This is a genomic window from Phycisphaeraceae bacterium (assembly GCA_019454185.1).
GTDB lineage: Bacteria > Planctomycetota > Phycisphaerae > Phycisphaerales > UBA1924 > JAHBWV01.
Window position 1 is genome coordinate 2,179,560 of sequence record CP075368.1, and the last position, 26,875, is coordinate 2,206,434.

A 26,875-nucleotide genomic window follows, 5' to 3' on the forward strand; every position below is an offset into this window, starting at 1 on the left:
AGCCCCAAAGTCGATCAGCATCGAGCGCGAGCTCGCGGGTTCATCGCACGCGGACACCATCCCCACCCCACCGCGGCAGCCAGCACCGCACCCGCCGCCGATACGCCTCATACCGCTCCCCGAACCGCGCCAGCAGTTCCCGTTCCTCCTGCGGCCGCACCGCCACCTGCCAGATCGCGCACCCCAGCAGCACATAAGCGAGCGTGAGACCCGAGCCCAGGTAGATCGCCACCGACAACCCCTGTAAGAGCCCCGCCACCGCCATGGGATTCCGCACCCACGCATACGGACCCGTCGTCACCAACTCAACGGCCGGATCGGTCGGCAGCGGCGTGCCCCGCCCGCGAATCGCCATCGCTGTCGCGCTCCACAATCCGATCGCGCTGGCGCCTGCGAACATCGCGCCCGCTGCCAACCGCCGCCACGGTTTGATGCCCTCCCACACCGGCACGCCGAGCTCGCGTTCGACCAGTCCGATCGCCGCGGGCACGACCGCCAGGAAGAACGTCCAGAACACCAGCACCTGCCACGCGGTGCGGACCAGCGGCGTGAGCCCGTTGTTCACTCCGGAATCGCAACCGTTCATTGCTCCATTCGACGAAATCGCCCGCGTGAACGCGCTCGCGATCACAACCGGAAAGAGCAGCAACGGCAGCATCAGCCCCGCACCCAGCCACAGCGTCCGATCGAACACCCACATGCCGCAAGCGATAAGCGCCGCGTACACCGCCGCCCCCGCGTGCAGCCACAGAAGCGGCACGGTCCATCGCGCCCCGCGCTTGATCGCCCACGCCCCCGCCCAAGCCGCCACGGGCAAGAACACCGCATCCGCGAGCACGAACGCTAGAAACGTTGCATCCGGCGCGCCCGCCATCACGAAGTGACTTCGCACACCGGGAACAAGCCACAGTACGGCCCAGAACGCCACGATCCCCGCGCCCTCAAGCGCCAGGTACGTGCACGCGAACGCACGCGCCGCCTCACCGGGATTCGCTCGAGTGCTCTCCACGCGCCCAAACCACCCCGCTTCCCCTCTGTGTCCTCTGCGCCTCTGTGGTGAGTCCTGTCTTTCTTCTTCCTTCGCGCTCAGCTTCTCATCTAAAACAAATTCTGCTGATCCTTCACCTCACGAGGCATCGTCGCCAGCTCATCCAGTTGCTTTCGCATGTCGTCCACCGACTGGAACTGGTGATACTCGCTCGCGAAGCGCAGGAACGCCACCTCGTCCACCTCCAGCAGCTTCCGCATCACCCGCTCGCCGATCACCCGCGACGCCACCTCGCGCTCGAAGTCCCTGACCAGCCCTTCCTCCACCTCTTCGGCGATCTTCGCCTTGACCTCCTCGGAGATCGCCCGCTTCCCGCACGCCGCGATGATCCCCCGCATCACGTTCTGCCTGTCAAAGGGCACGTGCGTCCCGTCACGCTTGATCACCATCAGCCGCGAGGTCTGCTCCACCCGCTCGTACGTCGTGAAGCGCTTCCCGCAGTGGACGCACTCGCGACGGCGACGGATCACCCGTCCGCCGTCGCTCGCGCGGCTGTCGATCACCTTGTCGTTATCAACCTCGCAGTATGGGCATATCACGCCCGAGACTATACCAGACTTCTACATCCCCCCGCCCGATCCGCCTCCGCCTTGCCGGTTGCACCCCGAACTCACCGGCCCGAATCGCCATCGCGATTCTCCGACTCTCGAGACTGAGCGGAAGGATCGATCGCCGGAGAATCGATCCCGCACTCCCGCACGATCCACCTCACACCCTCGATCACCCGCGGCGGCGCCTTCACAAACAACTTCGTCCCCACGATCGACATCGCCGCGATCTCCCCGCCGTTGTCCACCCACCCGTCCGGCTCGATGAACGTCGTCACCAGCGAGTGGATCTCATCCTCAGCCACGCCACGCAACTGCGCGGCACTCAGATCGATCGTCACGAGCACCCGCTCCTGCATGTCGAACGCGTGCGCCGAAGCGACACGCAGCACACCATCCGCGATCCGATAGTCGATCGCACCCTGACGGTCGATCCCTGATAGAACCTCCGCTCTCACAGAGCCCGTGTTGATCGCGCCGAACACCTGCGACAGGTCACCATCCGTCACGTCCAGCGTGACCTCCGTCACCGTCTCCAGACCGAGCGGGGCGAGCGAGTGCCAATCCACGCTCAGCCGCTTTCCCGTACTCAGAGCCACTTCACGCAGCACCTCCTGCAGCGGCTTGCCCGTCGCGCTCAACCTGCCGATCGGAACCGCCTGACGCTGCTGCCCCGACGCGGCGTACACGCTGATCTCAGGCCGGCTCGGCTCGCCGCCCCCCGACATCGCCACAAAGCTCGTCACCAGTGCCGCACCAGCCATGCCGAAGAGTCCCAGGTTCATCGCGATTCTCCTTCGCGCCGGCGACTTGCTCGCCCGCGCATACCGTGCCGCCAGTTCGGCTGCATCGCCCAGTTCCGCGATCGCCTCACGCGTCGCGTTGGCCTCGTGCAGCCCAGTCAACATCAGGTCCCGTACCCGATCACGCAGGTGCGAATCCAGTTCATCTCGTATCGCCCGCTTCTCCGCGCTCCCCAGTCGCACCAGTCCCATCAGCACATCCAGCCACGCCCCCACCGGGTCGGGCTGGCTCAGCCACATGCTGTCAATCGCATCGCGCTCGCCGCCCGAGAGACCGGGCCGTGTGCTGCTCGCCGTGCTCATCGCGTCACCTCCCCCGCCTCAGGGCCAACCAGCGCGTCGATCAACGACCGAAACGCTCGGTGCGCTGCCAGGCGCTGCGCCATCCGCTTCTTTCCCTTTGCCGTCACGCGATACCACTTGCGCTTCCGACCCTCGCCCGGCTGCTCCTCCTCCGACTTCACCTCGTCCCACGTCCCCTGGATCAATCCCGATGCTTCGAGTTCCTTCAGCAGCGGATACAGCACGCCCGGCGTCAGCCGCACCCGCCCATCCGACTTCGCCGCCAGTTCCTTGCTGATCGCGTACCCGTACTTCGGCGCCTCGGCCAGAAGCGAGAGCACCACCAGTTCCATGTCGTCCCGCTGTCCGCTTCGTCCGAGCATCGTCCGCTCCTCGTGCCTTGTGCCCTCACCTCTACGCCGCCCACACCCATCGGTTCCGAATATATCGGATTCAGATATATCGTGCAACAGAGGATTGTTCCCCATTCGTCCCTCTCGCACCGCGGCACCCTTCCTTGCGGCACGCCCGCACCCCGGCTAACCTTTGCCACTATGAACCCGGCGATTCGAACTCCCGCCACGACCACGCCCCCCTACCGCACTCGCGCCTGAAGCCGGACGCGCGAGCACGCCCATCGACCCCCACCAAGCCCGGCCTTTCGGTCGGGCTTGTTCGCTTTCAGCAGGAACACATCCCATGTCCGAAACCCCACCCGACTTCCACCCAGAGACCTGTCTCCGCTGCGATGTCCCGCTTGAGCCCGGCTTCATCGCCGACTCGGCCCATGCCGCGATTCTCCAGGCCCGCTGGTGCGCCGGCGAGCCACGACCGGCAAAGTTCATGGGCATGTCCCTTGGCGAGGTCAGCCCATCACATCTCCCCCGCGCTCTGAAGATCACGGCCCAACGCTGCCCCTCCTGCGGCCGCCTCGAACTCTTCGCCAACGCCGCCATCTGACCCTTCCCTCTATCCTCTGCGCTCCAGCCCCTCATCAGGCATCACACGAAAGAAAGCCCCATGCCCCGCATCACCCTTCCCGACAACTCCGTCAAGTCCTTCGACGCCCCCGTCACCGCGCGCCAGGTCGCCGAGTCCATCGGCTCCGGCCTCGCCAAGGCGGCCATCGGCGCCAAAATCGATCTCAATGACGGACAGGGCCCGCAGCTCCGCGACCTCTCCACCCTCATCGATCGCGATGCCTCCATCGCCATCATCACCGCGCCCCGCGCCAACCAAGCCGCCACCCCCGACGCGCTCTTCCTCATGCGTCACTCCGCCGCCCACGTCATGGCCGAGGCCATCCAGGACGTTCTCGGCAAAGACATCCTCCTTGCCTACGGCCCACCCACCGACACCGGCTTCTTCTACGACATGTTCATCCCCGAGGGAAAGAAGCTCTCCTCAGATCACTTCGACGCCATCAACAACCGCATCGCCGAGATCATCAAGGAAGACCGCCCCTTCACCCGCTACGAGCAGCCCGCCTCCGATGCCCTCCCGCGCCTGAAGTCTGAGGGGAACAAATACAAGGTCGACAACGCCGAACGCGCACTCGGGATGCCATCCTCTGTCTACACCGGTCCCAAAGCGGCCCCCCCACTCCCCCCCTCCGACTCCTCCACTGCGTCGCTCCGTCACTCCGTCACTCCGTCACTTTCTTTCTACGCCACCGGCCAACCCGGCAAGAACTGGGAAGACCTCTGCCGGGGTCCGCACGTCCCCTCCACCTCCCGCATCGGCGCCGCCCGCGTCATGTCCCTCGCCTCCGCCTACTGGCACGGCGATGAGAACTCCGATCGCCTCATCCGCGTCTACGGCACCGCCTTCGCCACCCAGGAGCAGCTCGACGCCTATCTCGTGCAACTCGAAGAGGCCAAGAAGCGCGACCACCGCGCCATCGGCAAGGCCCTCCGCCTCTTCCACATCGACGAGGCCGTCGGCCAGGGGCTCATCCTCTGGACCCCCAAGGGCTCCATCATCCGCAAGGAACTCCAGACCTTCATCGCCGCCGAGCTCAAGAAGCAGGGCTACACCGAGGTCTTCACCCCGCACATCGGCTCGCTCGAACTCTACAAGACTTCCGGCCATTTCCCCTATTACAAAGACTCGCAGTTCGCCCCCATCATCGAGCGCAACGCCCTCGACGAACTCTGCTCCTCCGGCTGCTCCTGCGCCGAGATGCTGAGCCGCGTCGAAGGCGTCTCCGATCGCCTCGCCCGCGGCCTCAACGAACGCGCCCAGAAACAGATCATCGCCAAAGACCGCATCCTCCCCGATGACCAGCTCATCGAGGGCTTCATGTTGAAGCCCATGAACTGCCCCCACCACGCCAAGATCTTCGCCTCTGCGCCGCACTCCTACCGCGACATGCCCGTGCGGCTGGCCGAGTTCGGCACCGTCTACCGCTGGGAACAGTCCGGCGAACTCAACGGCATGACCCGCGTCCGAGGATTCACCCAGGACGATGCCCACCTCTTCTGCACCGAGGACCAGATCCCCGCCGAGATCCAGGGCTGCCTCTCGCTCGTCAAGACCATCTTCAACGTCCTCGGCATGAAGGACTACCGCGTCCGTGTCGGCCTCCGCGATCCAGACTCCAGCAAGTACACCGGCTCCAGCGAATCGTGGGACAAGGCCGAGAAGTCCTGCATCGACGCCGCGGCATCTCTCGGCGTCTCCTTCTCGAAAGAGCCCGGCGAGGCCGCCTTCTACGGCCCCAAGATCGACTTCGTGGTCAAGGACGTCATCGGCCGCGAGTGGCAGCTCGGCACCGTCCAGGTCGATTACCAGATGGGGTTCCGCTTCGACCTCTCCTACATCGGGCCCGACAACCGCCAGCACCGCCCCGTCGTCATCCACCGCGCCCCCTTCGGCTCCATGGAGCGCTTCTGCGGCGTGCTCATCGAGCACTTCGCGGGCGCGTTCCCCACCTGGCTCAGCCCCGAGCAGTGCCGCGTGCTGCCCATCTCCGACAAGTCCAACGACTACGGCCACAAGGTCCTGAGCGCTCTCCACACCGCCGGCGTCCGCGCATCCATCGACGATGCCAACGAACGCGTGCAGGCCAAGATCAAGGTGGCCGCGGACGAGAAGATCCCGTATCTCCTCATCGTCGGCCCCCGCGATGCCGAGTCCAACTCCGTCTCCATCCGCGCCCGGGGAGTCGAGAAGGACCTCGGCGCGATGCCTCTGGACACCTTCGTCTCACGCCTCAAGCACGAGATCGAGAGCAAGGGACTTGAGCTGGGGGTGAGGCCGTAGAATACGAGGTCAAGAAAGGGGCTGCGATTGGCATTGAGGCACCAAGGCATCACAGAGCAAGCGAAAGCCGCGTTCCATCGCAAACGCGATTCGAGAGCACTGTTTGATGACGGTGCGAATCACACGCGTGGCGCGATGTATATCGGCGGCTATGCAATCGAATGCAAAATCAAAGCAAAGTCAATGGAGATCTACAAGTGCCGTTCGCTCAGCGAACTTCGTGCAAAGCGCGAACTGTCTGAAGACCAGGTATTCATACATGGGCTTGAATCGCTAATCGTGAACCTTCTGCCGAATGATGTGAGCAAGAGATTGCGTGCTGGATCTGCTTGGCGCGCTTTCACCTCGCAAGTGAACCTTTGGTCGCCGCAATGGCGGTACCGCCAGGACAACCCAAGCCGCGAAGCAGCGCTGAACTTTTTGGACGCGGTTGACGAGGTATGGAACTGGTTGGAGAAAAATGTATGAACAAGTCGGCACGCAAGAAGAACACGAAGAAGGCATCCAAGAAAGCAGCGAAGAAAGTGACTACGCGTCAGCGCTCGCCAGCAAAGGGCGCGTTCGATCTGAAACGCAAGCTCGAGACATCGCTCCGCGAGACGTTCAGCAACGATCTCGTGGACATTTCTGATGGTTACAAGGGAAATGTGCATGTTCTGGTGGTATCACGCAGGTTTGACGGAAAGAGTGAGTTCGAACGTCAGGAAATGCTGCATGAGATCATCCGAACCGCGGGATTGACGAAGCAGCAAATGGGCAAGATAAGCCTGCTGCTTGCCATGAGCCCTTCTGAAATCAAGTAACGCGTTTCCGGCACGTGGCTTCATCTTCCCTGCACCGTACCACCTTCGTCTCACGCATCAGGCAGGAGATCGAGAGCAAGGAGATTGAACTGGCCGTGAGGCCGCGAGCCGATCAACTTGAATCTCTCCCCACTCAACCATTTCTATCACCCTTGCCTCGGACCATATCAATCAAGTTACTTGCTCTGCGTTTTACCTCGTCTTGATCGACAACAATCTGTGCTGTCGCGATTGCCGCAGCTTGGGATATGCATATCTCCAAGTAGCACACAACAACTAGGACCATCGAGCAATACACTTTTCGCGGGTCTGCGCCAAGACCGATTCCCGAACTCGCAATCTGGTGACTGGCTGGTGGATCCGAAAAACGGAACTCCAAAGACGTATGTGCAGCAGCATTTCTTATCTTGCGAATTCTATTCAGCATTCTAAATATGTCGTCGGAAATCAGCTTCAGCGAATACGACAGAGTGATTCGTACAGACATGCTGCCCAAAGCACGACTGTCTTCAAGCAATTCGTCTGTTTGCTTCCCACTTCTCATCGCATGTCGGAGAAGGTCTTCAATCTGTTCGTCTACAAAGGCACCAGTGACAATAGCCAAAACGTGGTCGTTGCACTCGTGCAGTTGCGTCAGCAGCGCAACGATTCTCGTTGCTCGTGCGTCCGCCCAGTCCGGGGGTTGATGCGTACCGCTTGTCACTCCCGAAGTGTACGAGAGCCGGCGCATCTCTTCTTCACCACTTGCGAGTGGAACAGAACTTCCCCGACGGTGTCACCGAGGTTAGTCGCTTTGCGGACCAAGCTCGGTGCCCTTCTTCCCCGCTGAGCGGCCCAGCGGGCCGCAGGTGTGTAGCCGCGGGTGTAGCGAAGGCCGCTTCGGCCAAGCGGAACCCGTGGTCACAGCGTCGCGCAGCGACATCCCCCACGCCCGCAGGGCGTTCCTTGGTGGAGCGGGGCGGACGCCCCCGGCTCGTCTCCGGCCGAGCGCTCAACCCCGTGTCCGCGCCCGCCGCCGCTTGAAGGCCATCCAGCCGCACACCCACGCGCCCCCGCTGCGGCGCATGGCGATGACAAGAAGTTGAGACCGATGGTCCGCTCACCAGGGGTTGCGCTCGGGGCTTCGCCCCTCACTGACCCCTGGCTACCACTGCCCGCCGCTCCGCGGCGATGATGCATCCGCACCCGCTCATCCCCCGCCTCACCCCGCTCGCATCGCCTCGAGCGCGATCACCACGGCGGTTGTCCGGTTGTCTGCGCCGATCTTGCGGCAGATGTTCTCGGCGTGCTTCTTCACGGTCAGCGCGCTGATCCCCAGGATCATCCCGATCGCCGCGTTGGACTTTCCTTCGGCCATCCAGCGCATCACCTCGGCCTCGCGTCGCGTCAGGCCGAGCGTCACGAGCCGCGCCGTTGCATCAGCCGGCTCCGGCCGCTCGAGAAAGCCGACCGAGTACTCGTTCGGGGTCGGCCGGATCGGCGCGATGTGAACGCTGACCGGGCACCCCTCGCACGTGTAGAAGAGCGGCGAAGGCGGATGCCCCCGCACGCGCCGGCGCAGCTCCGCCAGCCACTCCGCGGGGATCTCGCGTGCCGACGCACGCTCCCCCAGGCACAGACGCATGAGCCGACTCGCACGCTCCGTCGTGCGCAGGATCTTCCCCGAATCATCGCAGACCAGCCAGCAGAAACGCTGCACCGGAACCTCGCCATCACCCATCGGCGCACGCTGAGCGTGCCGCGTCACGAGCGCGTCCGTCGCGGCATCGAGGTGGTCCGCCAGCGCCTGCATCACCATCGCGTCCGAATCATCGAACGCAGCCGATCCGCTCCGACCGATCTCAAGCCGGTAGTTGTACAGGCCCGGCGTCAGGCATCGCATGATGCTCCGCGCGCCGAGCGGACGCCACACATCCGCGTAGATCTCGGTCTTCTCAAGCCCATTACGCTCGACGAACTCTGTCGGTGATGCGGGACGATCAAGCAGCAGGCGCAGGCGCCCCGTGTACACGGGGTCCTCATGGGCGTGAAGGAGCACGCGATCGGCGTACCCCTGCCAATCCGCGCTCTCGGTCGAGAAGCAATGTCGCGATTGCGGGAAGTGCGTGGTCGTCAGCGTGACGAGCGGCCAATCACACGGGATCAAATGCCTCAGCGACTCCGCCGCGATCTGGCCGAGTTCACGCACATCCGACGCCTGATGCAGACGGATCGTGGCCTCGGTCAACTGTCGCATTCGGACGTTGTTCAGCACGCCATCCCTCCAACGCCGATCCCACGCATCCGCATCGCATCGGGCGATTCGTGCGCCGTCGTAAGAGACGGTACGAATCACGGCCCACCTCGGTTGAATCAGAGCGCGCGAAGACCGGACACACGGGTTCGGCACCCGCATGAAGGTCCGAGAAGTAGGGCGAAGTACGGATACCCGAACGAGTTTCCAATCGCCCCCCTCGCACATTTTGGACCCAGGACATGATTTGGCCGGCATTCTCAGACGTGCGGCATGTTACCCCCCACATTCTGGATGTCACCGATGAACCTACGCGCCCTCGCTTTCGTTGTTCCTGCTCTGATCGCTCTTCCTGCTACTGCCCAACTCGTGAACGGCGGTTTCGAGGATCCCGGCCTCGGCTTCCGCACCGTCAACTCGGGCGAAACCTACGGCAGCTGGACCAACGGCGGGCCGTCGAACATCGAGTTCGTGAAGGCCGAGGTTCGTCCGACGCTCCCCGGCCTCGAGTTCTCCGCCTACGAGGGCTCGTACTGGATCGACCTCGTCGGCACTGGCTCCCCCAGCAGCATCTTCCATGACGTCGTTACCGTTCCCGGCACCAAGTACGAGATCTCCTTCGCGTTCGCCGGCAACCCCTTCAGCGGCGGGCGGATCATGACCATGGATGCCCTCTGGAACGGCGCGGTCCAGGGTTCTTACAGCCACAACACCGCCGGGCATTCCGGCGCCGACATGGGCTGGACGGTCTACACGTTTGTCGTGACCGGCACCGGCAGCGATCGCCTCACGTTCAAGGCCACCAGCGGCGGCGCTGCGGCCGGTCCTGCGCTGGACGCGGTCACGATGAAGATCGTGCCGACTCCGGGCGCGCTCGCGGCGATCGGCATCGCCGGGCTGCTGGGCGCACGCCGCCGGCGCGTGTGAACGACTCGCACGACGCCTCTCACCGATCTCCGACACGCGGATTCAAAGCCCGCGTTGGCGGGACCCACACGACAATCAAGAGACCGCGCCCGCAAAGCCCCGGTGCACGTGAACCGATCACCGCGTGCCGGCGAGTTGCGGCGTGGCGCGACGGCTGAGCACCTCTGCCGCGTACTCGTTCATCGCATCGCGGAGTTGCTCGAAGGACTCAAGCACGTAGTAGATCGGCTGGAAATGGTCGATCTCGAAATCGGTGTTGCAGATGCGGCGCATATCGAAGGGGCGCCACTCGGCGACGGGACGCTCCTTGCAATCCTCCGCGCTCTGACCCTGCTTCTCCCACGCGCCCTTCAGCGCGTACTCGCTCTCGGAGTGGCTTGAGACCAGGCCGCTGCCGTACACCTTGACCTTGCCATCCTCCTTGATCAGCCCGAACTCGACGGTGAACCAGAAGAGGCGCCCGAGTTCCTTGACCGACTGCTCATCATCACACATGAGCGCGGCCTTGCCGTAGGTCTGCAGGAAATCCGCGAAGACGCGGAGGGCGTGCAGCGGCACGTGCCCGAAGACATCGTGGAAGATGTCCGGCTCGGGGAGATAGTCCATCACCTCGCGTGGGCGGATGAGGACCGTGGTCGGGAACTCGCGCTGGGCAAGGCACGCGAAGAAGCTCTTGGCCGGGAGATAGCCCGGCACGCCGTAACTCGCCCAACTGGACTGGGCCTTGAGGAACTTGTTGATGCCGTCGAGGCGTGCGCCCTTCTTCAGCACCTCACCCCCGGCGATGGTGATGTCCTGGTCGAGCGTCACATCGTCGAGCAGCGGGATGCGATCGGGCGTCAGACGAAGGATCCGCATCCCCTCGATGAACTGGCGAGAGACCTGCTGCTCCAGCACGGTCCAGCGCCGGTTGTAGAGGTCCCGCCAGACCTCGTGATTGTCCTGTGTGTACTTGTGGTAGTTCTGGGTGATGTAGAAGCGGTCGGCATTGATCTGATCGGCCGGAAGCGTCGCCGCGGCATCCGCAGCGGCCTGCGCCGTGCGGGCCTCGTCCGAGTCGATGATGTTGTTGTAGCGGATGTTCTGACGCATGGCGCTGCTCCGTGCGGCGTGGCGTGTGATGCGGGATACGTCAGGTCATTGTATCGCCCGTGGACCAGCGTTCGGATACCGGGGGGACGCGGAGGGCGCAAGGGAAAGGGGCGGCGAACACCGCCCCTTCTCCCTGCTTTGGTCCACCACTCTCGCGGGTGGCTCGGGTCAGACGCGACGGCGTCTTGCCAGACCGACGATGGAGCCGAGTGCGAGTGCCATAGTGCCTGGGGTCGGGACGTAGCGGACGTTGTCGATATAGGCGTTACCGAAGCTGCCAAAGGCGGAGGAGGCAACGAAGCGGAGGTCCTGGAAGTCGCCGCCAAGTGCCGCGAAATGGTCTGCACCGAGGTTGAGGGTGATTCTCTGATAGCGTTCGACATTGTCACCGGTCACCGGTGTGATCGAGACGCCGAGGCCGGCGAGGTCGAGGAGGTTCATGCCTGCGAGTTCAACCCAGACGGAGCCGGAGAAGTCGTAATCGAAGCCGATGTCAAAGGAGAGGGAGAGGCCGTTGCTCGGAGTGACCATCTCCTGGGACATCGCAGCGCGGCCGAGGAGAGCAACGGTGGGCGAGAGAGTCATTGCCCAGCGATTGGGGCCGATGGGACGGAAGGCCGGGTCGGTGACGTCGGATGAGCCGCCGATACCGGAGGAATCGAACCAACCGTTGTCGAGAAGAGACAGGCGGTCGCCTTTGAAGTCCCCGTTGAATGAACGGACCTCTGTCGGCGCGGCCCATGAGTTCCATGCAAGACCGTACTGGCTGGCGAAGAACCCGTCGTCGGGCCTGGCTTGCGCCCACGCGCGGATGTAGTGCTGCTTTGCGTTCTGGACCTTGTAGAGAAGGTGCTCGGCGGTGCTGTCGTTCGAGTCGCTCTTCTGCCTGATCGTTCCGACGCTTCCGAGTTCGGAGACGCCGAGGTCGAAATTATTGAGGGCGTTGTAGACCCACTTGTCGGGGCTTTCGTCCGTCGTGCCGCCGCCGGGGCGGGTGTTAACACTTCGGTTCCATGTGAGCGTCGAGGTGAGGTAAGACCCTTTGCGAAGGGGTTTCTCGGTGAGGTAATCGCTGGAGTTGCCGACACCGGTGGCACCGAGCATAAACCCGGTATCCCACCCAACCAGCGGAACGCTGGCACCTACGAGGGTGTCACCAACATAGGTTGGCGCGTACCGGCCAGTGTCGTACTGGAGGTAGGCCTGCATGGCATCGAGTTGACCGGTGCCGGTCTGGTTACTCATGGAGAAGGCACCCCTGCCGAGGTTGGGGTTACGGTCCCAGCGGACGCCACCGAGGTCTTCGACGCTCTTGTTGGTGGAGTTCATGACGACAGATCGCATCACGAGCGGGTTTGTCGAGAACCCCTTGCTCAAGCCATGCTCCTGAAGGAGTGCGACGGTCCCAGCGACCATCGGCGTCGCGTAGCTTGTGCCAGAGCTCTCGCGAAACGTGGTGTTGCTTGTGGCGGCTGCACCGAGGATGCGCCCGCCGGGCGCGACGAGATCGGGCTTCACGCGAGCGTTCGGCGCTGCGCGGCTTGAGAAATCCACCAGTCGCTGATACCCGCTCGCTCGGCTGGTCGCCCCGACTGTCAACGAGTTGTATGCGTATCCGGGATTCGTGATGGTCCCGAAGCCGCCGCCCGCCGTGCCCACCTCGTCGCCCTCATTACCAGCTGCCGTCACGTAGAGCACATCGTGCCTGAAGGTCATGAGATCGGCAACTCGTGTGATGCCCTCACGCATCGCGACGGGCTCGAACCAGTCTCGGCCCCAACTCACGTTCACAAGGTTGACGCCCCGCGCGAGGTGCCAGTCGGCGGAATCCTTGAAGCGTTGCGTCTGTGTGGCGGCGTTGTTCGAGCGGGACGTCCAGCCCGAGTAGAGTTTCGCGCCGGGAGCGACACCGCGGAAGTCGCCGCCTGCTTCGGTCTTCTTTCCGACAAGGATCGAGCCGGTGTGGGTGCCGTGATCAGTGACGGTGCCAAATGCGCGAACCGCGGCGACCTGTCCTTCCAAAGCGACATGCGTCTGAAGTGGCACGCCGGATTCGGTCTGGCCGATCCTGATGCCGTTGCCCGTGAGTCCGGTGTTCGTTCGGACCTCGTCCATACGGATCTTCTTGTACCAGGGAAGATCGCCAGCGAGTGCGGGCAGGGCAAGCCCGGACGACGCGGCAAGAAACAGGGTTGTGGTCAGGGTGATCTTCATCGGTCGGCTCCTTTTGAGTGTGGTTCGTGCTGGCGAGCTGGCCGCTCGCCATCCGAGACCCACAGCGGAGTCCGAAGCCGCGACGGGCGTTCAAAATCAAAAAAAATGTCATACCCCGACAGTTGCCGGCTCGAGTTCCTTCCCTGAATCACACCCGGTTGGAGGAAGCATCGGAGTTGGACAGTTGCCGGTGGCACAGGGAGCGGTGGCCAACGCCACGGAGTCAGATCCGCTTTGGTGTCCAAGTCGCTTGTGGGTATGCTGCCACCAGCGGAGCAATCTGCCTGCGGGAGGTTTCACATGGCCATCGACCCGATGATGTATAGGAAGTACAGCGGCAAGTCCGGCGACCCGTATGCCAATTTCGGCGCGGCCCTCGCTCAGAACGACGCTCAGACAAGCAGACGAGAGCAACAACGCCACGCGAACCGGTCTATGCGCACGTCGCGTTCTGAGCGGTTCCAGGCCGTGCTCTTCGGCTTGGGGATCGTGGTCCTGCTCTTCGGCGGCGTGATCCTGTTATGGGCGATCTTCGGCTGATGTCCTCGTTGGCCGCACACCCTCGTGGCCATTCCTGTTGCCTTTCGCGAAGAACCTGACGCCCACATCACGTCAGGGCACCACGAAAGCGCCCCACGCTTCGGGCTCAGCGACCGCCTGCTCGGGTGCGATGGCTTCGTCCGCCGGCATGTCGGCTCGACGGCGATGCACCGCCGCCTGGATGCTGTCATCAGCGTCCGGCCGGACGATCGGCGTGTCTGAGCCGAACCAGAGAAGTTCGCCGGGCCTGCACCCGGCGTCGATGAGCTCACGGAGGGGAAAGACCCTCGAGAGCCGGTGCGGCAGAAGGCGGCGCAGGGCCTCGATGTCGGCGAGCAGGTGGCAGGGCTGGACGCTGGCAACGACGCCGAGTTTGGCGAAGCGGGGGACGTCGGCCTCGTCGATCAATTCGGCGTGCTCGATGCGGAGGGGAGTGGCGGAGAGATGAAGAGAGGGAGTGACGGAGGGAGGACCCGTAGGGGTAGATTGGCCCAGTTCGGCGGCATCGAGACAGGCGCGGACCGCGCCGTCGCCGATGGCGTGTGCCGCGAGGTGGAGGCCATGGTCAGTACAGGTGCGGATCGCCCCGGCGATCTGCTCGACGCTCATCAAGGGCGTGCCGCGTGGGTGCGAGGGGATGGGATCGGCGAAGGGTTCCAGCATCCACGCGGTGCGGCTGTTGATGGTGCCGTCGGTGAAGACCTTGCCTCCGGCGAGGCGCACCTCGGCGGATTCCCACGCGGCACGGGTGGATGCGATGCGTTCGAGGTCTTCGACGAGTGGGTAGAGGTGGACGGCGCAGGGGAGACCGTCCGAGCCGGCCTCGCGCCGGAGTTCGGCGAGAATGGGGCCGAGCCAGTCGTGACTCAGCATGTCGTGGGCCTCGATGAAGCCCTTGGCGGCAAGGTCTAGCAGCGCGAGGAGCACGTGGGCCTTGCGTTGCTCGTGCGTGGGCTCTGGGACTTTCGACCAGACCAGGCGTGTCGCGGCTTCGAGCATGAGGCCTGTCGGCTCTCCGGTGGCGTCGCGCTCGATGACGCCTCCCTCGGGGTCGGGCGTAGCGCGGACCACCCCGGCGATGGCTAGCGCCCGGCTGTTTGCGCAGAGGGCGTGATGGTCGAAGCACCAGATGACAAGGGGAAGATCGGGGCATGCCTGATCGAGTTCGGGGCGTGTGGGCCAGCGATGCTCGGGCCAGGATTCGGGCCGGGCGCTGCGAGCGAGGAGCCAGCCGCGGGGAGAGAGGCGTTGGTCTCTCGCGCTGCGGATGGTGTCGAGGCACTCGCCGAGCGAGCGGCAGTGATCGAGGTTGACCATCGCGGCGGCTTGTCCGTGCGCGTGGAGATGGCAGTGGGCCTCGCGGAGGCGCGGGGGATGTGAATCACTCAGAGGTGCGGCCATCGCGATCTTCCCGTTCAGACCTGGGTTTGTTCCGGATCGAAGGGAAGAAGGACGCTCGCGAACCGCCGGAGCTCTTCGGCGGAAGAGGCACATCGTTCGAAGGTAAAGCGAGCGACGCCGAGGGGACCACGGAGATCGACACCCTCTGGATCGACGGCGATGACAACGGGATTCTCGCCGGGCCGGAGCCCGAGGGAGAGGCCGAGGTATGAGACGGCCTTGCCGAGCGCGGGGCGATCGGCGTTCATGGCGCGTCGGAGGGAGGCGGACTCGGAGGCGAAGGGGTCTCTCAGGTCGATATCCGGACCATCGACGACGCGCGAGCCGAGGCGAGCGCCGTCGATCTTGAGGCGGAAGAGGCGGATGGGATCGGGCGCGCCGTGAGCCGCACGGTATCTGTCGGAGTCTGTGTCGCCTGCGGGCGCGGAGAGTGCTGGGAGGATGAGGACCTGGAGGGCGTCGTTGGACTCTTCGGGGATGAAGAGGGTCGCGCTTTCGAGCTCGGTCTCGGGATCGGCGAGTGGCGCGATGAGCGAGCCCCCGATGGGATCGATGGCGGTCGGACAGGGACGGGGGCCATCGGCAGTGAGGAGCACGCCGGACCTATGGGCACGGAGCATGGAGACGACGTGGGTCGAGGCGGGGTTCGGGGGTATGGGTGGCACGCCCCGATTGTGCCATGAATGGGCGGTTTCGGGAAGGGGGCGGGGCGTTTCTGGGGGTGAAAAAAGAGGGAAGGCCGGGTTTCCCCGGCCTTCCTATCAGCGGCGCTCCGATGAGGTCGGACCAACACGATCCGACACGATTGAGAGAAAAACGGTTGCGGCCCGAGTCCTTCGGGCCTAGTTCAGAGGGTTCGGATTACTTCTTCGCGGCCTTCTTCTTGGCCTTCTTCTTGGTGGTCTTCTTCGCTGCCTTCTTTGCTTTCTTCTTTGCCATGATGCGATCTCCTCGGTTCTTTTCCGATGACCGAAAGATGTTGCGCGCTTCGGAGCGCCGCGCGCTTGACGAACCGTTCGAACTCTGTATCGGACACACCGGCCGCCGTCCTTGAGCGTGTGATGTGTCCGACTCTCCAGAGCACCCGAACGCCCCGTCGCGTTCGATCTCGACGACGACACGCACACGCGCGTCCCCCGTCGATGCGCACATACTCACAGAGTGATGGGTGTGTTGTCAAGTCGATCGTCCGATTGTGGAGATCGTGGCGCGAGTTCTCCACCGAGGCGAGGTCTCGGTGATCGTCGCGATCGATCGAAAGGCGCGTGAACTGAATCGATCGGCGGCGCGTCGAGAGATGGCGGAGCGTCGGCGCGGCCGGCGCACGCTAGACTCAGGAACCCCGAAGGAGAAACGTGTGACACGCATCGCGACTCGAACACTCACGTGCGGCATGACGGTGGTCATCGAGCCGATGGCCGGGGTGAGGTCGTGCGCGCTGACGTGGCTACTGCCTGCGGGCGCGGCGCACGATCCGGAGGATCGGCTGGGTCTCTCGGCGCTGTGGGCGGAGCTGCTGATGCGCGGGGCTGGGGGCCTTGATTCGCGCGCTCATGCGGACGCGTGCGACGCGATCGGGATGTCCCGCTCGGCGGAGTGTGGGCCGCTTTTTCTGCGTATTTCGGCCACAATGCTGGGGGATCGGCTCCTCGACGGGCTTCCGCTTCTGGCGGACATGGTGCGTCGTCCCCGGTTTGATCCGGACTCTCTGGAGCCGGCACGTGAGCTGGCGTTGATGGGGATCGAGGCGTTGAAGGACGAGCCCCAGGAGCGCTGCTCGCTGCTGGCCAGGACACGCCACCATCCCGCGCCGCTCAACCGGAGCGTGCTCGGGACTGTCGAGGGTCTGGGGGCGATCACGCAATCGGATGTCGTTGATGGGTGGGCAACGCGAGCGGTCCCCGAGGGGTCGTTGCTCGGGATCGCGGGCGCGGTTGATGTCGATCGAACGGTCGATGCCCTCGAGCGACTGACGAGCGGCTGGCGTGGATCTCGCCAGGAGCCCGCGCTCGGCCCGACGCCGGCGCGGGTGTACCACCATGAGCAGGATGACACCGCTTCGCAGGTCCAGATCCTTCTGATGACGGAAGGACCGGCCGATCCGGACAGCAACTCACTGCTGGAGCGCATCGCGGCGAGCGTTCTCTCGGGCGGGATGTCGGGTCGGTTGTTCACCGAGGTGCGAGAGAAGCGGGGCTTGTGTTACTCGGTCTCGGCGTCGTATGCCGCGGACAAGCGGTACGGGACCCTGGTCGCGTATGTCGGAACGACTCCGGAGCGGGCGCAGGAGTCTCTGGATGTGCTGAGCGCGGAGCTGGGGCGGATCCGGAGCGCAGAGGGGCGTGTCAGCGAAGACGAGTTCCGGCGTGCGATCGTGGGGATGAAGTCCGGGGTGGTGTTCTCGGGCGAGTCGACGGGAGCACGTGCGGCGGCGATCGCGTCGGACTACTACCGGCGCGGACACGCCCGATCCCTGGGCGAGATCGCGGCGGAGATCGACCGGGTGACGCTGGATGATGTGAATGGGTATCTGGCTGCACGTCAGAACGGGGCATTCACGATCCAGACCCTTGGACCGAAAGCACTTACGCCGCCCTCATGAGTGCCCGGGCGGGGTGTGCCCGGAGCTGGGGCATGTGTGGTGCGCGTCTCTCTATATAAAGGTGTGTGAGCGGAGCTAGCGGGGCGCTTCCTGCGGCTTCTGTTCCCGATAGACTCTGCCCCCCATGTCCACGCTTCACGAAGCCAGCACCGGCGAGAAAGTCCCGATCGGAGCCCGAGCGGCCCGGTTCATCGGTCAGTACGGGGTGATGATCGCGCTGTTCCTGCTGCTCGGAGCGTTCCTGCTCTACCCGATCGCGTTGACGGTGCGGGGGGGGCTCGCTCCCGATCTTCGGTCTCAGGACGGGTGGACGCTGAGGCATGTGGTCGCGGTCTTTGAGGACTCGAACGAGCGTCGGGCGCTCTTCAACTCCCTGAAGATCGCTCTGGGCACGACGACGCTGGCGTGCTGCATCGCGCTGCCGCTGGCGATTCTGTCGGCGCGGTATCGGTTTCCGTTGAAGGGTGTGTTCAACGCGACGGTGCTTGTGCCCATGATCATGCCGCCTTTCGTGGGGGCGATCGGCGTGAAGGCGATGCTCGGTCGCCAGGGCGCGTTGAACGCGCTGCTGGGGACTGAGTTCGACTTTCTGGGTGACGGAAAGATGATCGGGATCATGGTGGTGCAGGCGTTGTACCTGTTCCCGATCATCTATCTGAACGCGACGGCGGCACTTGCGAACCTCGATCCCGCGCTGGATGAGGCGGCGGAGAATCTCGGGGCGGGGCCGTGGCGTCGGCTCTTCCGCATTGTGCTGCCGCTGGTGCGTCCGGGGATCTTCGCGGGCGCGACGATCGTGCTGATCTGGTCGTTCACCGAGCTCGGCACCCCGCTGATGTTCGACTTTGACCGTGTCACGCCCGTCCGTATTTTCTACGGGCTGAAGGAAGTGGAGAACGCGTCGCCTCGTCCTTACGCCCTGACGCTGGTGTTGCTGACGGCGGCGGTGCTGATGTACACCGTGGGGAAGATCCTGTTCGGGGGGAAGGCCCACGCGATGTACGCGAAGGCGTCGCGGGCGTCGGCGGAGAAGCCCCTCACGGGCGTTCGCGGGTATCTGGCGGCGGGTGCCTTTGCGTTCGTGTCGCTGGTGGCGGTGCTTCCGCATCTCGGGGTGATTCTGACCTCGATCACGCTTCCGGGGCAGTGGTATCGGACGGTGCTCCCGACTGCTCTGACGGGTGACAACTACGTGAACGCGTTGACGTACGACACGGCGTCGAGCGGGATCACGAACAGTCTGATGCTGGCGACGCTGGCGATGGGCCTGAACCTGGTGATCGGGGTGTTCGTGGCGTACGTGATCGTCCGGACACGGGCCAAGGGGCGCGGGGTGCTGGATGCGCTCTGCATGATGCCGATCGCGGTGCCGGGGCTGGTGATGGCGTTCGGGTATGTGGCGATGACGCTGCGCTGGCCGTTCGACGGGCGCCTGCCCGAGGGGCTCGAGCGAGTGCTCTCGGTTGTGCTGCCGGAGCGTTGGGTGGTCTCGATCTCGCACGCCCCTTTGGACGGCACGTGGTTTGATCTCGCGGTGCTGGGGACCGATCCGAACCCGTTCCCGTTGCTTGTGATCGCGTATGCGGTGCGGCGACTGCCTTATGTCGTGCGTTCGACGGTCGCGGGGCTGCAGCAGACGTCGGGAGAGTTGGAGGAGGCGGCGGTGAACCTGGGGGCGAGCCGCACGACGGCGGTCCGGAAGGTGATCCTGCCTCTGATCATGGCGAACCTGATCGCAGGGGGGATTCTGGTCTTCTCGTTCTCGATGCTCGAGGTGTCGGACTCGCTGATTCTGGCGCAGCAGCAGAAGCACTATCCATTTACGAAGGCGATCGTGGCGTTCACGGAGCGTCTTGGCGATGGCCCGTATGTGGCCAGCGCGATGGGTGTGTGGGGGATGGCGCTGCTGACGACGACGCTGCTCGCGGCGTCGATGCTGCTGGGCAAGAAGCTGGGCGCGATTTTCAGGGCGTGATGCGGCGGGCCTTCGCTCGGTTCGCTCGCCTATCTTCTCATAGATGTCGGGTATCTTGCGGCATCTCGGATGCCCTGCCAGGAGCGAGCCATGATCCAGAAGGTCTTTGCCACACCAGAGTCCACCATCGGCGATCTGCGTGATCGCGGCATCATCCGCGACGGCATGACCGTCATGGTCGGCGGCTTCGGCCTGTGCGGCATCCCCGAGCGGCTGATCGTTGCGCTTCGGGACTCGGGCGTCCGCGACCTCACCTGTATCTCCAACAACGCCGGCGTCGACGACTTCGGCCTCGGCCTCCTCCTCCAGACACGCCAGATCAAGAAAATGGTCTCCTCCTACGTCGGCGAGAACGCCACCTTCGAGAAGCAGTTCATCAGCGGCGAGCTCGAGGTCGAGTTCAACCCTCAGGGCACCCTCGCCGAACGCATCCGCGCCGGCGGGGCGGGGATCCCGGCGTTCTACACGGCGACGGGTGTGGGCACGCCGGCGGCCGAGGGGAAGGAGACACGCGAGTTCTACAGGCCGAATGAGGATACGAGGGCGATGAATCGCGAGTTGAAGGGCGCGGTTCGCGCGGAGGGGGCGCGGAAGCGGACGTATGTGCTGGAGACGGGGCTGTATGCCGACCTCGCGCTGGTCAAGGCCTACAAGGCGGATCACTTCGGGAATCTGGTCTTCAGAAAGACGGCGCGGAACTTCAATGCGATGATGGCTGCCGCGGCTTCGTTCGTGATCGCCGAGGTCGAGGATCTTGTTCCGGTCGGTGGGATCGAGCCGGACCAGGTCCACACGCCCGGGAACTACGTCGATCGGATCGTGCGCACGGTCTCGGAGAAGCGGATCGAGCAACGAACAACCCGCGCGGGCTGAGCCGCAGGGAGGGGAGCGATCCATGAGCCCTATGAGCCATAGTGAGATCGATCTGATGGGCTTCGAGGCCGAGCGCGTTCGCAGGCGGGGCTTGGGGTTCTATGGGTCGCTCTCTCTGGCTGTCGGGGGGATCGCGCTCATGATCTGTGCCCTGGGCATCGTGGTCGTTCGGACCTATGTCGCGGCCGGGGAACGGTTCGCGGATCTGAGCGGGCCGGAACCCGACGCCTCGCCATCGGGTGTGATCGGGATTGCGCTCGGCATCGCACAGGGTCAGGGGATCCACAGGCCGTTCGGGCTTGCGGGCGCGGTGCTGCTGATCTTCGGGATCTTCACGGCCGTGTGCGATGCCATGCTCGCGAGATGGCGAAGGCGCACACTCGCCCGGTCGATGGCGAGCATCGCCGACGAGGTGCGGCGTGTGAAGCGCGAGAAGACCGGGGAGTGAGACGGGCGAAGTTGACGCGGTGATTCAACTGGCGGCTGCCGCGGCCCCCGCTGCTGCTGCTGCTGCACCGGCTGCGGCGGCCTGTGCCGCCTGGATCATCTGAGCAGCGGCGTCATCGGTGGATGCGCGGTCGGTGGCCATCATGACGACACCCCCGGAAGAGCCGACGCCCCTTTCCCAGAGAACGCCGCCGCTGGTGCGGTCGAGGCAGTAGACGTAGCCGCCCCGGCCGACAAAGACCTCGTTGCCCGAGGCGATGAGTGTGACGATTGAGCCGCCGAAGAGGCGTGGGAGTTTGATGCGCCAAGCGGGCCGGCCTGAGTAGCGGTCGAGCGCGGTAACGACCCGCCCGCTGGCGGCGAACATGAGTTCCGTTGGCGTCTCCATGCGTCGGTCTCCCGTTCCGGGGCCGCGTTGTATCGTGAGCCGCCGCCCCGGTCAGACGCGGCCCCCGACGGTCGCAGTTTACCAGATGATCGCGACGGACTCCAGTTGATTCGGGAAGTCGCGGCACGGGTTCGCGGCCAAGGATAATGCGGGGTGAGAGGTGCCTGCGATGCGACTTGATCCGGACCGGTTCGATGCGTTGACATTCGATTGTTACGGGACGCTGATCGATTGGGAGCGTGGGCTTCTTGACGCGATTCGACCCTTTGCAGCCAGGGCATCCGCGCCGATCGATGATCAGATGCTATTGACGACGTATGCGCGGCACGAGGCGGCCGCAGAACGAGGGGAGTTCAGGCAGTACAAGGAGGTCACGCGCATCGCGATGGAAGGAGTGTGCGCGGAGCTGGGCATCGCGATCACGCGTGATGAGGCGGATGCGATCTCACGGTCGATCGGCGACTGGCCGGCGTTCTCCGACACTGTCGGCGCGATGCGTGCGCTGAAGTCGCGGTTCAAATTATGTGTCTGCTCGAACATCGACCGCGATCTGTTCGAGGGGTCGCGTGCTCGGCTCGGCGTCGAGGTGGATGCGGTTGTGACCGCCGAGGATGTGGGGTCGTATAAGCCGGCTTCCGGCCACTTTGAACGGGCACCCGCCGTGCTGGGGATCGATCGATCACGGATCCTGCACGTGGCCCAGTCTCTGTATCACGACATCGGACCGGCGAGATCGCTTGGCTACACCACGGTGTGGATCAATCGCCAACGGGGGCGATGGGGCGCGACGCCTCGGGTCGATGGAGATGTACGGCCTGACTTCGAGGCGCCGGACCTTGCGACGCTCGCTGCGTGGCTGGTGCCTGACTTTCGGGAATAAGTCGAAGCCGGGATAGAGCGCGAGGGTCTGGGGCTGGAGATGCCCCTCTGGGGGGGCGGCCGTTGCGAGCGTCGGCGCGTTCGGCTCTCTTGTGATGGTTGAAGACATGCGCTGCCTACCCCGGGTTTTTACCGGATCTCTTCCGGCGCCCCTCTCCAACGTCTTGAATCGGGGGTGGGCTGAACTATCGGACGCGAATGAGCGGCCGATTTCACTGGTCATCACCGAGTTTGGTGTCATTCTGTAACGTGTGATTCTGCGTAAGCGCGGGAGGCGGCGGTGTCGCCGCGTGCTTACGTTATCTGTACACAGCCAGGAGGTTTCGACATGATGCGTTCTTTGCCGTTCATGCTCGTCGCGGCTCTCGCGACTACGGCGCAGGGGCAGATCTTTCAGCCGACGTCCGCGATCGCCGGCAGCGAGTTCAGTTCGTTGTACGACATCGGGAACACGATCGATGGATCGGGCCTGCCAGCCGGGTTTACGCCCGACTCGGTGCATGCGACCTATGTCGCCAACAACCACTGGACGACACAGGCGGGTGCTCTGGGTCTGGGGCGTGCGTGGGCTCAGTTCTTCTTCGATGAGCCGGTGCGGATCGGCGTGTTCCACATGTGGAACCACCTTTCGAACGGGGTGGCAGCGGATTCGGGGTACGCGGTGACGTTGTTCAACCTCGAGCTGCTCGATTCGAATGACAACGTGCTGTACACCCTCGCGAACGCGATGGCGCAGCCGCACGTGAGCGTCGCCCAGTCGTACTTCCTGCCTGTGACAAACAACGTGTCGAGCGTGAAGTTCACGATTCTGGCGAACAACGGCTCGAACAATTACACGGGCCTTGCCGAGGTCGCTTTCGGTGCGGTTCCGACACCGGGCGCGGCGGCGTTGCTCGGGGTCGCGGGCTTGCTCGCTGGACGCCGTCGTCGCTGAATGTTCGAAGTGATCGTGCGGAGGGCGGTCGCGCGTGCGGCCGCCCTCTTTCACTTGTGTGGTCCTGCGCGCGGCGGGTTCTGTGGCGGCTGCGTTGGGACGTTTCGTGTTCTAGCCAACATCGGCGAGGCCGAGCTCATCGCCGAAGGCGAGTTTGAGGCGCCGGACCAGCAGTGCCTCGCCGGGCTGGGAGAGTGTCGGAGAGCGTTTGATCCACGATGCGGCGTCGTGGCGAGCGAGAGAGAGCAGATCGAGGTCTCGCGTGAGGTCGGCGACCTTGAGGGGCATGGAGCCGGACTGCCTGGCGCCGAAGAGTTCGCCGGGGCCGCGGAGGAGGAAGTCGGTCTCGGCGAGTTTGAAGCCGTCGGTGGTTGAGGTGAGCGCCTTGAGGCGTTCTGCGCCTTCGGGTGTGACCGGGTCGGCGATGAGCATGCAGACGCTGGGTTTTCTGCCACGTCCGACGCGCCCGCGGAGCTGGTGCAACTGAGCGAGGCCGAAGCGGTCGGCGTCTTCGATCGCGATGATGGTGGCGTTGGGGATGTCGACGCCGACCTCGATGACGGTGGTGGCGACGAGCGCCTGGATGGAGCCGGCGCGGAAGGCCTCCATGATGCGCTCGCGCTCGGCATGCGGGAGTCGCCCGTGGAGGGTCGCGAGGGTGACGCCGGCGAGAGGGCTTTCGGGGAGAGAGAGTTCCTGCGTGAGGGCGTGAGCGGTGGTCGCGCCGGATTCGGGCTCCTCGCCGGAGGTGTCACCGATGGCGGGGACGACGATGAATGCCTGCTCGCCCCGATCGATGCGACGCTTGACCTGCTCGTAGACGAGTGACCGCTGGGCACGGCCGAAGAGGGCTGTCTTGACGGGCTTGCGTCCGGGCGGGAGTGCGTCGATGGTGGAGACGTCGAGGTCGCCGAAGATCGTGATGGCGAGGGTGCGCGGGATGGGCGTCGCGGTCATCACGAGAACGTGGGGTGTCGAGGTCGCGTCCTCGGCCTTGGCACGCATCCGGGCTCGCTGGTGGACGCCGAAGCGGTGCTGCTCGTCGATGATCGCCACGGCGAGGGACTTGAAGCGGACGGTGTCGGTCAGGAGCGCGTGCGTGCCGACGAGGAGATCGATCGTGCCTGAGGCGAGCGCGTCAAGTATGGCGGCACGCTCGGAGGTGGGCGTGCTCCCGGTGAGCATCGCGATCGAGACCTTCGAGCCGGCGAGCATGCGTGAGAGTGAGTCGAAGTGCTGCTCGGCGAGGATCTCAGTCGGGACCATCATCGCGGCCTGGTGGCCGCTGGCGACGGCCATCAGCATGGCGTATGCCGCGATCACGGTCTTGCCGGAGCCGACATCGCCCTGGATGAGTCGGTTGGTAGGGATCGGGCGTGCGAGATCGGAGACGATCTCTGCGACGACGCGGTTCTGCGCATCGGTGAGTGTGAAGGGGATGCGCCGGCGGATGTGCTCGTCCACCTTCGCGTCGGCACGGAGCGAGGGGGCGATAAGCCCCTCGCGGAGGCGAGCGCGGCGCATCTGCACGCCGAGCTGGAGGAGCAGGAGCTCGTCGTAGGCGAGGCGGCGATGTGCGGCCGCGACGTCGGCGTCGGTGGCCGGGCGGTGGATCATGCGATAGGCGTCGGCGAGCGTTGGGAGTTCGCGTTCGGCGCGGTAGGACGAGGGGAGATGATCCTCGATGAGCGGGAGTGCGGCGTCGAGCGTGAGATCGAGGGCCTTCTCGATGTGGCGTTGATGGACACCCTCGGCGAGCGGATAGACGGGGCGCACGCGGGCCTCGCGGAGCGCGGGCTCGCCTCCTGATTCGGCGATGAGCTCGTAGATGGGATTGACCATCTGGAGCCCGAGTCCCCGGCGCTTGGTCTTGCCCTGTACACGGATGCGTGCGCCGGGATGGAGGCGATTGGCGAGGTATGGCTGATTGAACCAGACGAGATCGAGTCGGCCGGTGTCGTCGGTGAGCGCGGCCTCGAATCGCGCGGGGGAACGGCCTCGGGCCCGCGCGACGCGCGTCGCGGCGATCTCCCCTCGTGTGGCGCAGAGCCGATCGGCTTCGAGGGAGGAGATGGCGGACTCGCTCTCGAGCGACTCATGACGGAGCGGGAGATGCGCGATGAGTCGGCCGACGTTGGTGAGGCCAAGGAGCGCGAGGGAGTCGAGATCGCGCTTGTTCAGACCGGGCACCTTCGAGAGGTGTGTCCTGAGGTCGATTGGGGGCGCGGGCTCCATCTCGGGAATGAGGATAACCGGCGGGCTCACGTAGAGCGCGGGGCTTCGGGCGGGGGAGATGAGCCGGGCTGCTGGGCGGGATCGATGCGGCGGAGGTAGTCCCATGAGTAGATGCCGGTGGAGTGGCCGTCGGAGAAGCGGATGCGGATGGCGTAGTTGCCGACGAGTTCGGCGTCGAGCGCGACGAGCGGGCCAGCGGAGCGTGCCGCGGGGAGCACAGTGAGAGGGTTCTTGGCCATTTCGTCCCTGAGGTGCTTCATGTCCGCGGAGGGGGACATGCGACGGAGGTAGGCGATGGAGTAGTAGGCGGTGGTGCCATCGGGCCATTCGAGGGTGAGACCGCGGTCTTTCTTGAGGTCGATCCGCGTCGGGGTGTTCGATGCGGGATTGGGGCTGGAGTTCGAGTTGGGGTTCGACGTGGGGGGGGGCATCGGCATATCTTCGCGGCTATGGGCGCACAGACCAGTCCGAATCGGCGGCCGTTTATCGATCTGCTCGTTGAGGGTGTGGACAGTGCGGGATCACCGATCTGCGTCGGGCTCGATCCTGTTCTTGAGAAACTGCCTGAGCGGGTGCGGGCGGAGCACTGGGAGCCGGCGGCGGCGATCGAGGCCTTCTCGACGGGCGTGATTGATGCGGTGGCAGGGATCGCGCCGGTTGTCAAGCTGCAATCGGCGTGTTACGAGCGGTACGGGGCGGCCGGGGTGCGTGTGCTTGAGCATGTGGCAGCGCACGCCAGATCGCGCGGGATGCTCGTTCTTCTCGACGCGAAACGCGGGGATATCGGGATCAGTGCCGAGCACTACGCGCAGGCCGCAGTCGGCCTGCACGCGAACGCGATCACCGTCAGCGGGTATCTCGGGCCTTCGACGATCGAGCCGTACCTGCGGGCTGGACTCGGCGTCTTTGTGCTGGTGCGGACGAGCAATCCGGACAGCGATGTGGTGCAGGGGGTGGAACTGGGTGATGGTCGGAGTGTTGCTGGGATGATGGGAGAGATGGTGGCGGGGATCGGTGCCGGCTGGAAGGGAGAGCGCGGGACCCTGAGTTCGGTCGGGGCTGTGGTCGGTGCGACCAAGGCCGCTGATGGCCGGATGCTGCGTGAACGCATGCCGGACCAGGTCTTCCTCGTGCCTGGATATGGGGCGCAAGGGGGCACGGCAGCCGATGTCAGGGCTTTGCTCAGGTCGGGACTGCTCGGAGCCGGGGAATCGGGCGTGCTCGTGACGGCGAGTCGGAGCGTGATCTACCCGGCGGTTTCCGAGGTTGACGGTGACGGGATGGGCAGCGGCGATTGGAAATCGAATGTTCGGCACGCGGCAGAACGGCTCGCCAGCGAGATCGGATCGATCACGAGGGACTGACGATTGTCAGTCCGGTTGACCCT

27 protein-coding genes are annotated in these 26,875 nt (G+C 64.7%); 13 read left to right on the forward strand and 14 right to left on the reverse strand.

The features are described from left to right. Positions 1–40: 40 nt before the first annotated feature. The 4 genes from KF838_09330 to KF838_09345 all read right to left on the reverse strand — a co-directional run bounded on the left by KF838_09330 (position 41) and on the right by KF838_09345 (position 3,064). The gene (locus KF838_09330; protein ID QYK46985.1) at positions 41–1,009 is read right to left on the reverse strand and encodes an isoprenylcysteine carboxylmethyltransferase family protein; all 969 of its coding nucleotides are present in this window, start codon (positions 1,007–1,009) and stop codon (positions 41–43) included. Positions 1,010–1,098: 89 nt separating this feature from the next. Further along, positions 1,099–1,587: a transcriptional regulator NrdR gene (gene nrdR / locus KF838_09335; GenBank protein QYK46986.1), complete on the reverse strand. Its 489-nt coding sequence runs from the start codon at positions 1,585–1,587 to the stop codon at positions 1,099–1,101. A 71-nt stretch (positions 1,588–1,658) separates the two neighbouring features. Next, on the reverse strand, positions 1,659–2,702 hold the full coding sequence (locus KF838_09340) for a hypothetical protein (protein ID QYK46987.1): 1,044 nt from the start codon (positions 2,700–2,702) through the stop codon (positions 1,659–1,661). Next, entirely contained in the window at positions 2,699–3,064 is a 366-nt protein-coding gene (locus KF838_09345; protein QYK46988.1) for a PadR family transcriptional regulator, read from the reverse strand. The genes KF838_09340 and KF838_09345 overlap by 4 nt, the downstream gene beginning before the upstream one ends. Before the next feature lie 316 nt (positions 3,065–3,380). Between KF838_09345 and KF838_09350 the strand changes: the two genes are divergently transcribed. From KF838_09350 to KF838_09365, 4 genes are read left to right on the forward strand one after another with little or no spacing between them, the layout of a single operon-like run. Next, entirely contained in the window at positions 3,381–3,641 is a 261-nt protein-coding gene (locus KF838_09350; protein ID QYK46989.1) for a hypothetical protein, read from the forward strand. Between the two features lie 60 nt (positions 3,642–3,701). Beyond that, complete coding sequence (gene thrS / locus KF838_09355; protein ID QYK46990.1) at positions 3,702–5,945, forward strand: threonine--tRNA ligase; 2,244 nt, start codon at positions 3,702–3,704, stop codon at positions 5,943–5,945. A 27-nt stretch (positions 5,946–5,972) separates the two neighbouring features. Then, positions 5,973–6,413, forward strand: coding sequence for a hypothetical protein (locus tag KF838_09360; GenBank protein QYK46991.1), 441 nt, complete (start codon positions 5,973–5,975; stop codon positions 6,411–6,413). Beyond that, positions 6,410–6,748 carry a hypothetical protein gene (locus KF838_09365; GenBank protein QYK46992.1) on the forward strand — a complete coding sequence of 113 codons (339 nt, stop codon included), beginning with the start codon at positions 6,410–6,412 and terminating at the stop codon, positions 6,746–6,748. Before KF838_09360 ends, KF838_09365 begins: the two co-directional genes overlap by 4 nt. Before the next feature lie 133 nt (positions 6,749–6,881). On the opposite strand, the gene KF838_09370 is transcribed toward KF838_09365, so the two are convergent. Together KF838_09370 and KF838_09375 are read right to left on the reverse strand one after the other, a co-directional pair. After that, positions 6,882–7,451, reverse strand: coding sequence for a hypothetical protein (locus KF838_09370; protein QYK46993.1), 570 nt, complete (start codon positions 7,449–7,451; stop codon positions 6,882–6,884). Between the two features lie 498 nt (positions 7,452–7,949). Further along, positions 7,950–9,083: a helix-turn-helix transcriptional regulator gene (locus KF838_09375; protein QYK46994.1), complete on the reverse strand. Its 1,134-nt coding sequence runs from the start codon at positions 9,081–9,083 to the stop codon at positions 7,950–7,952. Positions 9,084–9,284: 201 nt separating this feature from the next. Between KF838_09375 and KF838_09380 the strand changes: the two genes are divergently transcribed. Continuing rightward, the gene (locus KF838_09380) at positions 9,285–9,908 is read left to right on the forward strand and encodes a DUF642 domain-containing protein (GenBank protein QYK46995.1); all 624 of its coding nucleotides are present in this window, start codon (positions 9,285–9,287) and stop codon (positions 9,906–9,908) included. Between the two features lie 117 nt (positions 9,909–10,025). Here KF838_09380 and KF838_09385 read toward each other — a convergent pair whose 3' ends face one another. Both KF838_09385 and KF838_09390 read right to left on the reverse strand, forming a co-directional pair. Beyond that, positions 10,026–11,000, reverse strand: a complete 975-nt coding sequence (locus KF838_09385) for a hypothetical protein (GenBank protein ID QYK46996.1) — start codon at positions 10,998–11,000, stop codon at positions 10,026–10,028. A 168-nt stretch (positions 11,001–11,168) separates the two neighbouring features. Then, complete coding sequence (locus KF838_09390) at positions 11,169–13,214, reverse strand: S8 family serine peptidase (protein QYK46997.1); 2,046 nt, start codon at positions 13,212–13,214, stop codon at positions 11,169–11,171. 300 nt (positions 13,215–13,514) lie between these two features. On the opposite strand from KF838_09390, the gene KF838_09395 reads away from it, so the two are divergent. Further along, the gene (locus tag KF838_09395) at positions 13,515–13,754 is read left to right on the forward strand and encodes a hypothetical protein (protein QYK46998.1); all 240 of its coding nucleotides are present in this window, start codon (positions 13,515–13,517) and stop codon (positions 13,752–13,754) included. 72 nt (positions 13,755–13,826) lie between these two features. Here KF838_09395 and KF838_09400 read toward each other — a convergent pair whose 3' ends face one another. The 3 genes from KF838_09400 to KF838_09410 form a co-directional block, all read right to left on the reverse strand. Next, on the reverse strand, positions 13,827–15,155 hold the full coding sequence (locus KF838_09400; GenBank protein ID QYK46999.1) for an amidohydrolase family protein: 1,329 nt from the start codon (positions 15,153–15,155) through the stop codon (positions 13,827–13,829). A gap of 14 nt (positions 15,156–15,169) precedes the next feature. After that, positions 15,170–15,820, reverse strand: a complete 651-nt coding sequence (locus tag KF838_09405) for a hypothetical protein (GenBank protein ID QYK47000.1) — start codon at positions 15,818–15,820, stop codon at positions 15,170–15,172. 182 nt (positions 15,821–16,002) lie between these two features. Beyond that, positions 16,003–16,191: a hypothetical protein gene (locus KF838_09410; GenBank protein ID QYK47001.1), complete on the reverse strand. Its 189-nt coding sequence runs from the start codon at positions 16,189–16,191 to the stop codon at positions 16,003–16,005. Between the two features lie 168 nt (positions 16,192–16,359). Between KF838_09410 and KF838_09415 the strand changes: the two genes are divergently transcribed. The 4 genes from KF838_09415 to KF838_09430 all read left to right on the forward strand — a co-directional run bounded on the left by KF838_09415 (position 16,360) and on the right by KF838_09430 (position 21,053). Beyond that, entirely contained in the window at positions 16,360–17,757 is a 1,398-nt protein-coding gene (locus KF838_09415; protein QYK47002.1) for an insulinase family protein, read from the forward strand. A gap of 124 nt (positions 17,758–17,881) precedes the next feature. After that, entirely contained in the window at positions 17,882–19,732 is a 1,851-nt protein-coding gene (locus tag KF838_09420) for an iron ABC transporter permease (GenBank protein ID QYK47003.1), read from the forward strand. A 90-nt stretch (positions 19,733–19,822) separates the two neighbouring features. Then, the gene (locus tag KF838_09425; protein QYK47004.1) at positions 19,823–20,605 is read left to right on the forward strand and encodes a CoA transferase subunit A; all 783 of its coding nucleotides are present in this window, start codon (positions 19,823–19,825) and stop codon (positions 20,603–20,605) included. A gap of 22 nt (positions 20,606–20,627) precedes the next feature. Continuing rightward, positions 20,628–21,053: a hypothetical protein gene (locus KF838_09430; protein QYK47005.1), complete on the forward strand. Its 426-nt coding sequence runs from the start codon at positions 20,628–20,630 to the stop codon at positions 21,051–21,053. Positions 21,054–21,077: 24 nt separating this feature from the next. On the opposite strand, the gene KF838_09435 is transcribed toward KF838_09430, so the two are convergent. Beyond that, positions 21,078–21,440, reverse strand: coding sequence for a PQQ-binding-like beta-propeller repeat protein (locus KF838_09435; protein QYK47006.1), 363 nt, complete (start codon positions 21,438–21,440; stop codon positions 21,078–21,080). Positions 21,441–21,609: 169 nt separating this feature from the next. Between KF838_09435 and KF838_09440 the strand changes: the two genes are divergently transcribed. Next, a complete protein-coding gene (locus tag KF838_09440; GenBank protein QYK47007.1) occupies positions 21,610–22,320 on the forward strand; it encodes a haloacid dehalogenase type II in 711 nt (236 codons plus the stop codon). A 327-nt stretch (positions 22,321–22,647) separates the two neighbouring features. Next, a complete protein-coding gene (locus KF838_09445) occupies positions 22,648–23,253 on the forward strand; it encodes a hypothetical protein (GenBank protein ID QYK47008.1) in 606 nt (201 codons plus the stop codon). A gap of 111 nt (positions 23,254–23,364) precedes the next feature. Here the strand turns inward: KF838_09445 and recG are convergent, their stop codons facing one another. Both recG and KF838_09455 read right to left on the reverse strand, forming a co-directional pair. Then, positions 23,365–25,488 (reverse strand): ATP-dependent DNA helicase RecG, encoded by a 2,124-nt coding sequence (recG, locus tag KF838_09450; GenBank protein ID QYK47009.1) that lies wholly within the window; start codon positions 25,486–25,488, stop codon positions 23,365–23,367. A 26-nt stretch (positions 25,489–25,514) separates the two neighbouring features. Then, the gene (locus KF838_09455) at positions 25,515–25,919 is read right to left on the reverse strand and encodes a DUF971 domain-containing protein (protein ID QYK47010.1); all 405 of its coding nucleotides are present in this window, start codon (positions 25,917–25,919) and stop codon (positions 25,515–25,517) included. 18 nt (positions 25,920–25,937) lie between these two features. Here KF838_09455 and pyrF point away from each other — a divergent pair, with 18 nt between their 5' ends. Continuing rightward, entirely contained in the window at positions 25,938–26,852 is a 915-nt protein-coding gene (pyrF, locus tag KF838_09460; GenBank protein QYK47011.1) for an orotidine-5'-phosphate decarboxylase, read from the forward strand. Positions 26,853–26,875: the final 23 nt, after the last annotated feature.

What these genes read in the sequence shown, in the direction of transcription:
- KF838_09340 (QYK46987.1), bottom strand. Translation starts at nt 2,702, where the DNA reads ATGAGCACGGCGAGCAGCACACGGCCCGGTCTCTCGGGCGGCGAGCGC.
- KF838_09345 (QYK46988.1), bottom strand. Translation starts at nt 3,064, where the DNA reads ATGCTCGGACGAAGCGGACAGCGGGACGACATGGAACTGGTGGTGCTC.
- KF838_09350 (QYK46989.1), top strand. Translation starts at nt 3,381, where the DNA reads ATGTCCGAAACCCCACCCGACTTCCACCCAGAGACCTGTCTCCGCTGC.
- thrS (QYK46990.1), top strand. Translation starts at nt 3,702, where the DNA reads ATGCCCCGCATCACCCTTCCCGACAACTCCGTCAAGTCCTTCGACGCC.
- KF838_09365 (QYK46992.1), top strand. Translation starts at nt 6,410, where the DNA reads ATGAACAAGTCGGCACGCAAGAAGAACACGAAGAAGGCATCCAAGAAA.
- KF838_09380 (QYK46995.1), top strand. Translation starts at nt 9,285, where the DNA reads ATGAACCTACGCGCCCTCGCTTTCGTTGTTCCTGCTCTGATCGCTCTT.
- KF838_09385 (QYK46996.1), bottom strand. Translation starts at nt 11,000, where the DNA reads ATGCGTCAGAACATCCGCTACAACAACATCATCGACTCGGACGAGGCC.
- KF838_09390 (QYK46997.1), bottom strand. Translation starts at nt 13,214, where the DNA reads ATGAAGATCACCCTGACCACAACCCTGTTTCTTGCCGCGTCGTCCGGG.
- KF838_09395 (QYK46998.1), top strand. Translation starts at nt 13,515, where the DNA reads ATGGCCATCGACCCGATGATGTATAGGAAGTACAGCGGCAAGTCCGGC.
- KF838_09400 (QYK46999.1), bottom strand. Translation starts at nt 15,155, where the DNA reads ATGGCCGCACCTCTGAGTGATTCACATCCCCCGCGCCTCCGCGAGGCC.
- KF838_09420 (QYK47003.1), top strand. Translation starts at nt 17,882, where the DNA reads ATGTCCACGCTTCACGAAGCCAGCACCGGCGAGAAAGTCCCGATCGGA.
- KF838_09425 (QYK47004.1), top strand. Translation starts at nt 19,823, where the DNA reads ATGATCCAGAAGGTCTTTGCCACACCAGAGTCCACCATCGGCGATCTG.
- KF838_09430 (QYK47005.1), top strand. Translation starts at nt 20,628, where the DNA reads ATGAGCCCTATGAGCCATAGTGAGATCGATCTGATGGGCTTCGAGGCC.
- KF838_09435 (QYK47006.1), bottom strand. Translation starts at nt 21,440, where the DNA reads ATGGAGACGCCAACGGAACTCATGTTCGCCGCCAGCGGGCGGGTCGTT.
- KF838_09440 (QYK47007.1), top strand. Translation starts at nt 21,610, where the DNA reads ATGCGACTTGATCCGGACCGGTTCGATGCGTTGACATTCGATTGTTAC.
- KF838_09445 (QYK47008.1), top strand. Translation starts at nt 22,648, where the DNA reads ATGATGCGTTCTTTGCCGTTCATGCTCGTCGCGGCTCTCGCGACTACG.
- recG (QYK47009.1), bottom strand. Translation starts at nt 25,488, where the DNA reads ATGGAGCCCGCGCCCCCAATCGACCTCAGGACACACCTCTCGAAGGTG.
- KF838_09455 (QYK47010.1), bottom strand. Translation starts at nt 25,919, where the DNA reads ATGCCCCCCCCCACGTCGAACCCCAACTCGAACTCCAGCCCCAATCCC.
- pyrF (QYK47011.1), top strand. Translation starts at nt 25,938, where the DNA reads ATGGGCGCACAGACCAGTCCGAATCGGCGGCCGTTTATCGATCTGCTC.